The 12,798-nt window shown below is 50.3% G+C and carries 11 protein-coding genes; 2 read left to right on the plus strand and 9 right to left on the minus strand.

Annotation, left to right across the window (positions count from 1 at the left end; all coding sequences use genetic code 11):
• Positions 1-45: 45 nt before the first annotated feature.
• The 7 genes from ACW9JV_RS12325 to ACW9JV_RS12355 all read right to left on the minus strand — a co-directional run bounded on the left by ACW9JV_RS12325 (position 46) and on the right by ACW9JV_RS12355 (position 6,671).
• Positions 46-1,356 (minus strand): Na+/H+ antiporter family protein, encoded by a 1,311-nt coding sequence (locus ACW9JV_RS12325; protein ID WP_457334870.1) that lies wholly within the window; start codon positions 1,354-1,356, stop codon positions 46-48.
• Between the two features lie 76 nt (positions 1,357-1,432).
• Positions 1,433-1,894 (minus strand): precorrin-2 dehydrogenase/sirohydrochlorin ferrochelatase family protein, encoded by a 462-nt coding sequence (locus tag ACW9JV_RS12330; protein ID WP_457334872.1) that lies wholly within the window; start codon positions 1,892-1,894, stop codon positions 1,433-1,435.
• Positions 1,887-2,657 (minus strand): sirohydrochlorin chelatase, encoded by a 771-nt coding sequence (locus ACW9JV_RS12335; RefSeq protein ID WP_457334874.1) that lies wholly within the window; start codon positions 2,655-2,657, stop codon positions 1,887-1,889. The genes ACW9JV_RS12330 and ACW9JV_RS12335 overlap by 8 nt, the downstream gene beginning before the upstream one ends.
• A gap of 15 nt (positions 2,658-2,672) precedes the next feature.
• Positions 2,673-4,118: a uroporphyrinogen-III C-methyltransferase gene (gene cobA, locus ACW9JV_RS12340; RefSeq protein ID WP_457334876.1), complete on the minus strand. Its 1,446-nt coding sequence runs from the start codon at positions 4,116-4,118 to the stop codon at positions 2,673-2,675.
• Positions 4,119-4,153: 35 nt separating this feature from the next.
• Entirely contained in the window at positions 4,154-4,759 is a 606-nt protein-coding gene (gene cysC, locus ACW9JV_RS12345; protein WP_457334878.1) for an adenylyl-sulfate kinase, read from the minus strand.
• A 28-nt stretch (positions 4,760-4,787) separates the two neighbouring features.
• The gene (gene sat / locus ACW9JV_RS12350) at positions 4,788-5,930 is read right to left on the minus strand and encodes a sulfate adenylyltransferase (RefSeq protein WP_457334880.1); all 1,143 of its coding nucleotides are present in this window, start codon (positions 5,928-5,930) and stop codon (positions 4,788-4,790) included.
• A gap of 36 nt (positions 5,931-5,966) precedes the next feature.
• Positions 5,967-6,671 carry a phosphoadenylyl-sulfate reductase gene (locus ACW9JV_RS12355; RefSeq protein WP_457334882.1) on the minus strand — a complete coding sequence of 235 codons (705 nt, stop codon included), beginning with the start codon at positions 6,669-6,671 and terminating at the stop codon, positions 5,967-5,969.
• A gap of 237 nt (positions 6,672-6,908) precedes the next feature.
• Here ACW9JV_RS12355 and ACW9JV_RS12360 point away from each other — a divergent pair, with 237 nt between their 5' ends.
• Positions 6,909-7,904, plus strand: coding sequence for a lipoate--protein ligase (locus ACW9JV_RS12360; RefSeq protein WP_457334884.1), 996 nt, complete (start codon positions 6,909-6,911; stop codon positions 7,902-7,904).
• A 159-nt stretch (positions 7,905-8,063) separates the two neighbouring features.
• Positions 8,064-9,071 (plus strand): rod-share determining protein MreBH, encoded by a 1,008-nt coding sequence (mreBH, locus tag ACW9JV_RS12365; protein ID WP_457334886.1) that lies wholly within the window; start codon positions 8,064-8,066, stop codon positions 9,069-9,071.
• A gap of 187 nt (positions 9,072-9,258) precedes the next feature.
• Here mreBH and ACW9JV_RS12370 read toward each other — a convergent pair whose 3' ends face one another.
• Together ACW9JV_RS12370 and ACW9JV_RS12375 are read right to left on the minus strand one after the other, a co-directional pair.
• Positions 9,259-10,779, minus strand: coding sequence for a BCCT family transporter (locus ACW9JV_RS12370; RefSeq protein ID WP_457336042.1), 1,521 nt, complete (start codon positions 10,777-10,779; stop codon positions 9,259-9,261).
• Between the two features lie 177 nt (positions 10,780-10,956).
• On the minus strand, positions 10,957-12,582 hold the full coding sequence (locus ACW9JV_RS12375) for a glutathione ABC transporter substrate-binding protein (RefSeq protein WP_457334888.1): 1,626 nt from the start codon (positions 12,580-12,582) through the stop codon (positions 10,957-10,959).
• Positions 12,583-12,798 lie beyond the last annotated feature (216 nt).

Consider the following 12,798-nt stretch of genomic DNA (forward strand, 5'->3'; position numbering starts at 1 on the left):
TTAAACGAACACTGCTTTCCGAAGAAAGCAGTGTATGGAATCTCGTTATAGTACTGCTGCGGCGATGATGCCGAACAGGAAGAGTGGAATGTTGTAATGGAGAAAGGTCGGCACGCACGTTTCCCAAATATGGTGATGCCTGCCGTCTGCATTCAGTCCGGATGTCGGGCCGAGCGTGCTGTCGGATGCCGGAGATCCGGCATCCCCCATTGCGCCGGCTGTTCCAATTAAAGCCGCCGTCGCAAGAGGAGAATAGCCGACACTGAGACAAAACGGGACAAACAGAGCGGCCAGAATGGGAATGGTGCCAAACGACGTCCCGATTCCCATCGTGACAACAAGACCGACAAGGAGCATCACGGCAGACGTTAAGAGGCCCGCCCCTCCTGGAGCCTCTACTGCTTTTTCTACCAGATTATCGACTGCTCCCGTCTCTTCAAGGACGTTTGCGAACCCGGAAGCCGTCAGCATAACAAATCCAATCATTCCCATCAGCTTGATGCCGTCGCCCGCCAGTTCATCGCCGTATCGAAAAGGAATCACCTGGAATACGAACAAAAGAATAATGCCGGTAAGCGCTCCGTATATGAGAGAGCCACCCATGACAAGCTGTACAATTAAAGCTCCAAGCACAGCGATAATGGTGAATGTATGCTTCAAACCAAACGATGGTTCCGGTGTTTCTTCCAGATCAGACGGAGCAGCAGCGGAACTCGATTGTGGATTCGGTTCTCTGGGCTTGCGGTATGAAATAAATACCGCCACCAGAAGACCGGCAACCATACCAAGGCCCGGAATGACCATCGCCTGCCAAATTTCCCCTTTCGGAATATTCATTCCTGCTGCATCCATCCCTTCTGCAATGGTTTGATGAAACTGAAGGCCAAAACCTGCCGGTATGACCATATACGGTGCTTTCAATCCGAATGTAAGTGCCGAGGCTACGGCGCGCCGGTCTACTTTCATGTCATCAAACACATGCAGCATCGGAGGAATTAAAATAGGAATAAATGCAATGTGAACCGGAAGTACGTTCTGCGACAAACACGCCACAGCAGCAATCGCCATGATCAGAAACCCACGCTTTCCTTTCAGGAAACGGAGCAGCGTCTTCACCAGCACTCCGGTAATGCCCGAATACCCGATCATAACGGCAAAAATACCGAGCAGGATATAACTCATTGCCGTTTCCGCCTGATCTCCCATTCCATTCAAAAGCATTTTCATTGCATCATTGGGGCTGAGCCCCGCCATCAATCCTGCGGTAATACCTGCCGCCAGAATAGCAAGAACCACGTTCACCCGAAGCAGGCTTAATATCATCATAATACTTACAGAAATAATAACTATTGCCATAAATAAAAAGACCCCTTTACTCTTTCAGCTCTCTACCAAAATAAAGTATAAGGGTCCACTTGGCGTGATGCAATCCTTATTTTTTTGTAAGTGTATCACGGAGCCAGTTCCACAGTTTCTGCTTGAACGCTTTCGCTGCAGTCGGAGAACGTCCTTCTGTGGAAACCGCTATGTGATAACCCTGCTCTTCAAACGATGCCGGAAAAGCCGCATTGCCGAGGTCCGGTTCGTCCGCGCCGTTGACAAGCTGGAGCGGGTGGACAGAGTCTTTGATGATGCGGCGTGCCCCCGGATCTCCTGATGCGGATATGATGAGAAAGGCCGAAGATAAATAATCCGCCCGGCATTCATCTTTCACCCAGTGGATCTCCCCTGTTTCGTAAAGATGCTGCACAGAATCATTAATGTCCGGAGCGACAACGACAATATTGGCACCGGCCTCCAGCAGCTTGCTTATTTTCCGGGACGCAATGGTTCCTCCTCCGATGACGACGACCGGTTTGCCGGTCAGATCCAAAAAAAGCGGAAAATTAAACATGTTCCCCGCTCCCTTCAAACAATGACGGCTGCTCCATGGTCTCCAGCGTCCGCTGCTTCAGCACTTCCTGCAGCTCTTCATCATAACCGAGGTAATCGCATAGCTTCATCTCCGGTCCTGCCATTTTATTCACCTGGTCTATTTTTTCCTGCATTTCCTGCATCAACAGTCCGGTGAACATCAGGTAGGGAACGACATAGACATGTTCGGCCCGGCTTTCTGCCACAGCCGCGAGCCCTTCATCAAAGGTGGGAGCGGCTGCGGCGAGAAACGCGCTTTTTACTTCTTCTACTCCCGTCTGCTCCTGAAGGGCTCCGGCGATGCTGTAAAAATCCTGCAGCGCGTTTTCATCGCTCGTGCCGCGTCCGACAAGAAGAATATCGGCATCCTGCCCTTTTGTCCACCCTCGCGATTTCAGCCGCAGCATCAGTACATCCAGCATTTTCGGGTGCAGGCCGAAAGGCGCCCCGTATTGAATCGTCAGACGGGGGTAGGTCTCCTTCACTTTCTGCAGTTCCTCCGGGATGTCTTCCTTGATATGGCCGGCGGAAAGCAGAAGAACCGGAACGACCGTGATGGTATCGGCTCCCTGCTCCACACACCGCTTTGCTCCTTCCAGAATATCCGGCTCGGACAATTCCAGAAAGCACGTTTCCTGCACCGTGCAGGGAACGGACTTTTTTGTTTCTTCCACAAAAGCTTTCAGCTGCCTGCTTCCTTCCGGCACTCTTGTTCCGTGTCCAACATAAAGTACAGCGCGCATGAGCGGCTCATCCTTTCACTCCGCAGGAGAAAGTTTCAGTAAGTGATCCAGCAGTGTGTCCGTATCCGGTGCGGGCAGTGTCACAAAAGACTCCAATCCTCCGGCTTTCAGCGCTTCTTCTGTTTTGGGACCGTAAGCAATCACCGTTCTATTATTCAACCATTTTACAGGAGCGACCCCGTTTCTGTCCAATTCCTTCCATAAGATGTGAACGGCTTTGGAGGAGGGCAGTACCACGGTGTTCAGCCAGTCTTCGTGGAGAAGGGCAGACGTTGTTTCTCTCGTCCTTTCCTGCGGGATAAGACGGTGGCTCACCCACTGCTGCGAAAAAGAACGGCCTTCCGCTTCTCTCTCTTCCGGTCCTATCCATAAACTCTCTTCTCCCGGCTCCCGTTCTGCCTGTTCCGCAAAAATCCCGTACGACGCCAGTTTTTCCAGCGTGCGGATGGAATTCGACGACATCTTTTCAGGGAGCGTGCGTACATCGATCTTTTTTTGTTTGAGTTCGTTGATGAACACATCGACACTCTCTTCGGATGCAATATGAAGATGATTCACCTGCTGCAGGGAGGCGGGCGGCTCCGTTGCCGACGTATCCACCGTAAAGACCGGTGCCTCCAGTACTTCAGCCCCCAGGGAACGAAGGGAGGCAGCGGTACTTCCCTCTGCAACTGTTGTTTTCACGAGCCATACAAAACGGCCGAAAAGGGGTTTCTTTTCGACCCATTTTAATGTACGGTGCAGCGCGGCCGTTTCTCCAACAAGGGTGATGGCTGGATTTTTAATCTGTTCCTGCTCCGCTTTTTCCTGTATTTGATCAAGCGGCGCTTCCACGACGCGCTGGGCGGCAGTTGCCGCCCATTCAATAACCGCTGCCGGGGTTCCGGGATCTTTCCCGTTTTCCATCAGGTGTCCGGCAATCGTACCGAGGTTTTTCATCCCCATATAAAACGCAATCGTATCCATCCCGCGGGCTAGAGACTTCCAGTCCACCACGGGCTGACCGTCTTTGGTCTTTGTGTGTCCTGTCACCGCCGCAAAATTACCGGAATAATCACGGTGTGTGACTGGAATCCCTGCATACAGCGGGGCTGCCATTCCAGCAGTAATGCCCGGTACCATTTCGTAGCGGATGCCGGCTTCTGCAAGTGCTTCTGCTTCTTCGCCGACTCTTCCGAACATGCCGGGATCGCCGCCTTTAAGGCGTGCGACGGTAAACCCGGCACGCGCTTTTTCCACAAGAATCTCCTGAATCGTTTCCTGGCGTAAATGATGGCGTTCCGGCAGCTTCCCGCAGTAAATACGCTCGGCATCCTCCCGCGCGAATTCGAGAATAAGCGGATGAACAAGCCGGTCGTAAAGCACAACGTCCGCGTTTTCCAGACACTCTCTGCCTTTTACAGTAATAAGGCCGGGTTCCCCCGGCCCTGCGCCTATGAGAAATACGTTCCCCGATGTCATGATTTCATCCTTTCTGAAACGCCTTTCTCATCTTATTATACCAGTCCTTTTTTCTGAAGCACGTCAACGATAACGTCCACCGCTTCTTCAATCGAATAATCTTCTGTGTTCACACGGACTTCCGGCTCTTCCGGTTCTTCATACGGAGAGCTGATGCCGGTAAAAGACGGGATCTCCCCGCTTCTTGCTTTGGCATAAAGGCCTTTGGGATCCCGGTCTTCGCAGGTGGAAAGGCTGCATTCCACGTGAATTTCGACAAATTTACCGTCATCGAGCAGATCGCGAACCTGCTGGCGGTCTTCCCGGTACGGGGAAATAAATGCCGTGCTGACAATCTGGCCGCTGTCGACAAACAGCTTGGCCACTTCACCGATACGGCGGATGTTCTCCTGACGCTCCTCCGGCGAAAAACCGAGATCCTTATTCAGCCCATGCCGGACATTGTCTCCGTCGAGCACATAGGTCTGTTTATCTTCTTCAAAAAGCTTCCGAGATACCGCGTTGGCAAGCGTTGATTTTCCGGAACCGGACAGGCCGGTAAACCAGAGGACAAAACTTTCATGCCCGTTTTTACGGTTTCTTTCCTCCCTGCTGACGGAAGCGTCATGCCATACGATATTTTTCGTTTCCGTAGATGCCATTCTTTTCTGCTCCTCTCTTTCGTCCGTTTTAGGACACCGTTTCCTGCATGCCTTTGATAAGAACGTCCACTACTTCCGGACGGCTGAATTCACGTGGCGGCTTTTCCCCGTTTTTCAGCATTTCGCGTACTTTCGTGCCGGATAAAATGACGTGGTCTTCCTTGCCGTGCGGGCATGTTTTTGCCGACGCCATGTTCTCGCACTTGGTGCAGTAGAAACTGTGCTCAAAGAAGAGCGGCTTGATGCCGAGCTCCTCGGCCGTGAATTCACGGAAAATGTATTGGGCATCATACGTGCCATAATAATCACCGACACCGGCGTGGTCCCGGCCGACGATGAAATGGGTGCAGCCGTAGTTTTTGCGGACCATGGCATGAAAGATTGCTTCCCGCGGTCCTGCATAGCGCATTGCTGCCGGAAATACAGCAAGAAAGGTGCGCTGCTCCGGGTAATAGTCTTTCAGCAGCACTTCATAACTTTCCATCCGCACATCCGCCGGGATATCCCCTGGTTTGGTCGCACCGACAAGCGGATTCAGAAAGAGACCGTCCACGGTTTCAAGCGCGGTTTTCTGAATGTATTCGTGGGCGCGGTGGACCGGATTTCTCGTCTGGAAGCCGACTACCGTTTCCCAGCCTTTTTCTTCGAACGTTTCCCGTGTTTTGGCCGGGTCGATATAATAAGCGTCAAACTGCTCATGCGGGATATCCTTTACAAGCGTGATATCTCCTGCCACGTAATAGTCCGGACGGGAATAGAGATTGTGCACGCCGGCATGATCGGAATCGGTCGTCCGGTAGACTTTTTCCGCTTCATTTTCTTTATCCGGGGTGAAAATCTCTTCGATATCAATGACGCCGTACGTCGTTCCCTGGTAGACGAGGCGGGCTTCCTTCTCGGAACGGAGTTCTTCTGCTTTTTCCGCGTCAACCGGGAGCGTAATCGGAATGCTCCACACCGTGCCGTCGCTAAGACGCATCGTCTCTACGACAGAACCGTACTCGCGCTTGTTCAGAAAGCCGGTAAGCGGACTGAACGCTCCGTTTGCTATTAATTCAAGATCTGATACTGCGATATCGTCCAGCTCAATCCCTGTTTCAATACCGCTTGTGTCTCTTGTGAAATCTTTTCTGTTAATCAGTGTACCTCCGTTGGGGATACTTGCCGTCATAGTTACAACAATCCTTTCCTGCGTGTAGTCGTTCGATTATTTATGGAGTCCGCACTCCGTCTTACCCTGACCGCTCCAGCGTCCGCTCCGGAGGTCGTCTCCCTCCAGTACTTTCGCTGTGCACTGCATGCAGCCGATGCTCGGATAGTTCTGGTCATGCAGTTCATTGTACGGAAGATTGAACGCTTCAATATACATCCACACATCTTCCCACGTCCAGTGGATAAGCGGACAGATCTTGACCGAGGAGAAACGGTTATCCTCATTGACAAACTGGGTATTCTTTCTGGACGGCGACTGTTCTCTACGAAGCCCCGACATCCAGGCGTGGTACCGGCTCAGTTCATTTTCCAGCGGTTCCAGCTTTCGGATCCCACAGCACCGGTCGGGATTGGTCTCCCAGAGGCGCGGCCCTTCCTGCTCCGCCTGTTCTTCCGGCGTCCATTTCGGCCGGAGCATGTTAATGTTCATCGATGGATAACGTTCTTTGACGCGGTCAATCAATTCATAGGTTTCCTTAAAATGAAAATCGGTATCCAGAAATACGACCGTCGCATCCGGCTTCACCTTGCTGATCAAGTCAATCAGCACCATGCCTTCCGCGCCGAAGCTGCAGGCATAAACGAGGTCGTCCCCGTAATTGTCATAACTCCAGCGTATCACATCGCGGGCGCTTTTTCCTTCCAAATATTCATTTACTTCTTCTATCTCCGTTGGTTTCAATGTTTCATAGGTAATCATTTAGTTTCCCCCAATCATCATTCCAGGTCAGCGTTGGGTCGATTTAATTCATAGTATGCCTATCGAGATTATCTGTTTACTTATTTATCGTTATTTTAGTTAGGAATTGAAAAAAAGTCAATGCTTTTGCGTGAATCTTTATAGATTCCACCTATACCCCGGGGCGGATTCATTGGCGCACGATGAACCGGTATGCAATAATAGTCACAAATGCTCACAATCCTGGAGGGAAAAACGATGCGCTTTATTGACAATGAAGGAATCACCGATCCCCGTATGAATCTTGCCATAGAAGAATTCGCCCTGTACCACATGGATCTCGACAAGGAAGACACATATCTGCTGTTTTATGTGAATGAGCCATCCATTATTATAGGAAAAAACCAGAATACGATCGAAGAAATCAATGTCGATTATGTGGAAGAACACGGCATCCACGTTGTTCGGAGATTATCCGGGGGCGGAGCGGTATATCACGACCTCGGCAACCTGAACTTCAGCTTTCTGACACGGGACGACGGTGACAGTTTTCACAATTTCAAAAAGTTCACCCAGCCCGTTGTTGACGCCCTAAACAGCATGGGCGTGCCAGCTGAATTGTCGGGCCGTAACGACCTGCAGGCCGACGGCAAAAAAATATCCGGCAATGCCCAGTTCTCTTCCAGAGGGCGGATGTTCAGCCACGGCACCTTAATGCTCGACGCCAGAACGGAAAATATCGTCTCCGCCTTAAATGTAAAAGACGAAAAGATTAAATCCAAGGGAATCAAGTCCATTAAAAGCCGCGTAGGCAATATCAATGACTACCTCGACGAGCCGTTGACAATTGACGCGTTCAGGAGCCTGCTGCTCCGCTATATCTTTCAAAACAGCCCGGAAATCCCGGTCTATACGTTATCTGCAGCCGACTGGGAGGAAGTCCGCCGGATTGCCGACGAACGGTACAATAACTGGGACTGGAACTACGGAAAATCCCCGGCCTTTGATATTCACCGCTCCCATAAATTTGACGCAGGCCTGATCGACATCCGTTTTAATGTAAAAAAAGGAATGATCCAGACGTGCAAAATTTACGGGGACTTCTTCGGGACGGCAGAAGTCGCAGATATCGAGCGCGCCCTCGAAGGAACCAGGTATGAGACGTCCGCCCTGAAAGAAGCACTGCACCCCTTTAACCTGCAGGAATATTTCGGACCCATCGAAGACGAAGAATTCTTTTCTCTCCTCTATTAAGCGTTGATATTAGGGCGAATGTATGTCTTTTATCCGACCCAGGTGCTGAATGTTGTCGATTTCTGCGGTTGATTCTAATCTATTCGACCCTTACCGGCCACGGCTCAGACTTCTACAATAGAAAAAGAGTCAAATAAACGTGCAAGAAGGGTGAAAGACATGCTGACAAACGCAGAAATTGGAATTGACTTAGGCACAGCCAATATCCTTGTTTATACAAAAGAGAAAGGCATTGTACTGAACGAACCATCGGTGGTGGCACTCAACTCGAACACAAACGAGGTGCTTGCCGTCGGCAGTGAAGCCAAAGACATGGTCGGCAAAACACCCGGCCAGATCGTTGCGGTTCGCCCATTGAAAATCGGGGTGATCGCTGATTATGACATCACCTCCACTATGCTCAGACATATCATGAAACGGATCAGTAAAGAAACGGGCTTCAATGTACGGAAGCCGAAAGTGATCGTCTGTACACCCTGCGGTTCGACATCCGTGGAACGCCGGGCTATCCGGGATGCGGTGATGAGCTGCGGTGCCAAATCCGTCCATTTAATTGAAGAACCGGTTGCAGCAGCAATCGGAGCCGATCTTCCGGTAGACGAGCCGACAGCCAACGTCGTTGTCGACATCGGCGGCGGCACCTCTGAAGTCGGCATTATCTCCTACGGCGGGATTGTTTCTTCCCAATCGATACGACGGGGTGGAGACAATCTGGATGAAGACATTATACAGTACGTGCGCAAAACCTATAATCTCTTGATCGGAGAGAGGACAGCCGAAGAAATCAAAATCAATATCGGCAATGCGAAACGGGATCATAACGAACAGTCAATGGAAATCCGTGGGCGTGACCTTGTCTCCGGACTTCCGAAACCGATCGTCCTTTATTCCAGTGAAATTCACCACGCCATTGCCGAGTCGCTCGATCATATACTGGAAACCATCCGCGAAACGCTGGAAACCTGTCCGCCGGAATTGAGCGGGGACATTGTCGACCATGGCATCATTCTGACCGGCGGCGGCGCCCTCTTAACAGGGCTTCAGGAATGGCTCAGCGAACGGATTATCGTTCCTGTTCACGTCGCCCCCAACCCACTCGAAGCCGTAGCGGCAGGTACCGGAAAATCGCTGAAGATCATCGACAAACTGCAGGAAGCGTCTGTCTGACAACCAGCACTTTTATGGACAAACTGTAAGGTTACGTGTCTGCCATTCTCCGATAACAGCCAAAATTCATACCCTGAAGGCAGAACTGTCCAGTAAGGAACGGTACCGGACAATATCACCACTTTTCTGTAAAAAATGTCCACCAAATCGATTTGGTGGACATTTTTCGTGCATATTGTTTCGTTTTTTACTTTATATTCTGTTCCTTTGCCATTTTCCGTGCCGTCCGCGGGGCGAGCCACAACATTGGCAGCAGCAGGATGGAAACCGGCACCGCCGTAACAACGATGAAATTCTGGAGAGCCTGCACACTTCCTTCTCCGATATAAAGCAGAATCGCTGCAATACATCCCATCAGAAGCGCCCAGAAAATCCGTATACTGCTGTCGGGATTTTCCTCCCCGGTAACCCCCATCGCAATGGTATAAGCCATGGAGTCTGTCGTCGTAACGACAAACAATATGGTTAGGAGCAGAAATAACGGCGTAATGACGGTGGACAGCGGAAACTGCTCCGTGATTGCAATCATGGCCGCGTGCATGCCCGTGTCCATTAACGCATCGGACACCGAACCCGGGTTCTGCTTTTCAAAAAAGATGCCGGAACCGCCGACGACGGTAAACCAGAACGTCGTAATGAGCGGAGCGATCACCGCAACGGCCGTCATGATTTCCCGGAGGGTACGCCCTCTTGAAATTCGGCTGATCAGCATCGCCATCATCGGCCCGTACCCGATGAACCAGCCCCAGAAAAATACCGTCCATAGTCCGAGCCAGTCGTTGTTTCCGCGGTACGTGCCCATAGAAATGAACTCCGTGACATAGGTGCCCATCGATACGAGATACTGATCCACAATAAATCCGCCCGGTCCCGCAAGCAGAAGCACTGCCATAAGAAGAAGTGCCAGACGCACATTAAATTTACTGAGCCATTGAATGCCTTTATACAGTCCGGTGACTGCGGAAATAGTGGATATGACGACAACACCGGCAATAATGGCAAGCCGGGTGGCAAACACATCCGGGATACCGAAAACAGCTTCAAGGCCGTAACTTGCCTGCAGCCCTAAAAATCCAATCGGGCCGATCGTACCGGCGGCCACAGCAATAATCGAAAACGCATCGATCAGTTTTCCCAGCATACTGTGATTCAGCTTTTCACCAAAAATCGGATAAAGCAGCGTTCTAGGTTTCATAGGCATCCCTTTATGGTAATGCCCGTACATTAAGACAACAGCGCTCAGCGTTCCAAGAATCGCCCAGGCCAGAAATCCCCAGTGCATGAAGCTCTGCGCAAGCGCCGGAGCAGCCTGGTCCCCCATGCCCTGCTGCTTGAAAAGCGGCGGTGCGTCCATGTAGTGATACATCGGCTCGGCGGCTGCCCAGAATACACCACCACCTGCAAGCAGCGTTGCCATAATCATCGAAATCCATTTAAAGGTTGGGATTTCCGGCTGTTTCATATTTCCCATTTTAATATTTCCATATTTCGAGACGGCAAGCCAGATGGCAGCAGCAAACGTGGCAAGCATTAATACCTGCCAGAATGCTCCAAAATACGTGACAGACCACCCAAACGTTGTGTTGACAAAGGCGGTCACACTTTCAAGATGAATAAATGATACGAGAACAAATAACAGTAACAGACCGCCGCTTATGCCTAAAACGGTCCAGTCTGTGCCTGGTTTTTCAGATTTGGATACCGGGATAAGTTTTTCTCTCCTTTATATCCTGCCCGCCTTCCACGCCGGTATGAAAAGCACACAGGTTCTGTTTCTTCGTGTTTGCACACGAAACGAAACCATAACACGCCGCGGCTGCCGGTGTAAAATACAAAAAAAAGAGGGAAACTGCTTGTTGGACAGTTTCCCTCTTTTCATATTGTTTTATTCAGAGATGCTGACGTCCTGGAGCTGGTAGATGCCGTTTGGATGTTTCCAGAAACCTTCGACATCATCGCTCACGCCGACAAGATAATCGTCATGGTGGGAATAAATCATCGGTGCATCTTCCACCAGAATTTCCATGACATCTTCATACAACGCTTTTCTTTCTTCCCGGTCACCTGCTCGCCGGGCTTTTTCAAGCAGGCTATCTACTTCTTCGTTTTCGTAAAAAGCGCGGTTACCCGCCGCTCCAAAGTTATCGGAATGGAAAAGCGGGTACATGCCGTAGTCTGCATCCCCTGTGACTGTACTCCAACCGAGAATGAACATGTCATGTTCGCCTTCGGCCGTGCTGTCGAGGTACGCGCCCCACTCGAGTACTTCCAGTTCAACTTCTACGCCGATTTCCTTAAGCTGCTGCTGGACGACTTCGGCAATGTCCTGGCGTTCCCGGTCGTCATTGGTCCAGAGTGTGGTGGAAAAGCCGTCTTCATAACCTGCTTCGGCGAGCAGTTCTTGGGCCTGTTCCGGGTCGTATGGAAGACCTTCCACTTCATCGCTGAATCCAAATACCTGCTCGCCGATTGGAGCAACAGCTTTCGTCGCGGCGCCTCCCATGATGCCTTCTACGATCGCTTCTTTATCTACAGCCATCGAAACCGCCTGGCGTACCCGCTTGTCATCAAACGGTTCTTTCTGTGTATTAAAGCTTATATATTCCAGACTGAGGCTCTCCTGGACATACATGCTTGCGTTTTCCATGTTTTCGACCTGTGAAGTGTCGCTCGGGCTCACAGGGAAAATTATATCCGCCGCTCCGGTTTCCAGCTCACCCACCCGTGTCAGGTCTTCCGGCGTCACCTGGAATGTCACTGTTTCAAGGTCCGGTGCTTCTCCCCAGTAGTCATCATTCTTTTCAAGAACCACTTCATTGCCGGTATCCCATTCCTGAAACTTGAACATGCCAGTTCCTACAGGATTTTCATTAATATATGTTCCCGGGTCTTCGCCTTTTTCCATCAAAGCGTAATCTTCTTCAATCGCTTTCGGACTGATGATTCCGCCGCCGTTATGAGCAAGGTGGGACGGAAGCGGTGAGAACGGGAATTCTGTTACAAATTCAACGGTATAATCGTCTTTGACATTCACTTCCGTTACCATTTCATATAGAAAGGCCCGCGGTGAGCCGATCTCTTCATCACGGATACGGTCGAAGGTCGCCTTCACTGCTTCTGCGTTGAATTCCGTTCCGTCATGGAAGGTTACATCTTCCCGCAGTGTGAATTCCCAGCTGGTATCACTGGTCTGTTCCCAGTCGGTCGCAAGGTTCGGCTGAATTTCCATATTTTCATCCTGCGTCACCAAAGTTTCGAAAATGTTGTGCTGTACATTACTCGAGGGTAGATCATTAGACCCCTGCGGATCCATCCCGGTGGCGTCCGCTTTCCTCGCAATGACAAGATCTTCGGAAGAACCACTTGATTCTCCTGCTTCTCCGCCTTCTTCTGTGCTCTCCCCGCTGTCTGACTCCCCGCCTTCATCCGGTTCACTGGCACAAGCTGTCAGAACAAGACTGAACAAAACAGCCAGAAAGAATGTTCTGAAAATATTCAGCGATAATTTCATTACTGCAACCCCTTTTCTTTTTTTCCATTAAAAACAATTATCAATATAACTTAAGTATAGTGATTATTCAAGGACTTTTACAAATAATTTTGTTAATTTTTCTACATTTATTTTCTGCTTTAAAGGCATTCAGTACTAAAATCTATATTGGCAACCGCTTTCATTAACCAGTTCGTATTTACAAACATTGGCTCTTTACTACTATTTTATTATAAT

The organism is Salibacterium sp. K-3, from assembly GCF_054052005.1.

What these genes read in the sequence shown, in the direction of transcription:
- cysC (WP_457334878.1), bottom strand. Translation starts at nt 4,759, where the DNA reads ATGGCATCTACGGAAACGAAAAATATCGTATGGCATGACGCTTCCGTC.
- ACW9JV_RS12375 (WP_457334888.1), bottom strand. Translation starts at nt 12,582, where the DNA reads ATGAAATTATCGCTGAATATTTTCAGAACATTCTTTCTGGCTGTTTTG.
- ACW9JV_RS12330 (WP_457334872.1), bottom strand. Translation starts at nt 1,894, where the DNA reads ATGTTTAATTTTCCGCTTTTTTTGGATCTGACCGGCAAACCGGTCGTC.
- sat (WP_457334880.1), bottom strand. Translation starts at nt 5,930, where the DNA reads ATGACGGCAAGTATCCCCAACGGAGGTACACTGATTAACAGAAAAGAT.
- cobA (WP_457334876.1), bottom strand. Translation starts at nt 4,118, where the DNA reads ATGACATCGGGGAACGTATTTCTCATAGGCGCAGGGCCGGGGGAACCC.
- ACW9JV_RS12355 (WP_457334882.1), bottom strand. Translation starts at nt 6,671, where the DNA reads ATGATTACCTATGAAACATTGAAACCAACGGAGATAGAAGAAGTAAAT.
- ACW9JV_RS12335 (WP_457334874.1), bottom strand. Translation starts at nt 2,657, where the DNA reads ATGCGCGCTGTACTTTATGTTGGACACGGAACAAGAGTGCCGGAAGGA.
- ACW9JV_RS12325 (WP_457334870.1), bottom strand. Translation starts at nt 1,356, where the DNA reads ATGGCAATAGTTATTATTTCTGTAAGTATTATGATGATATTAAGCCTG.
- ACW9JV_RS12360 (WP_457334884.1), top strand. Translation starts at nt 6,909, where the DNA reads ATGCGCTTTATTGACAATGAAGGAATCACCGATCCCCGTATGAATCTT.
- mreBH (WP_457334886.1), top strand. Translation starts at nt 8,064, where the DNA reads ATGCTGACAAACGCAGAAATTGGAATTGACTTAGGCACAGCCAATATC.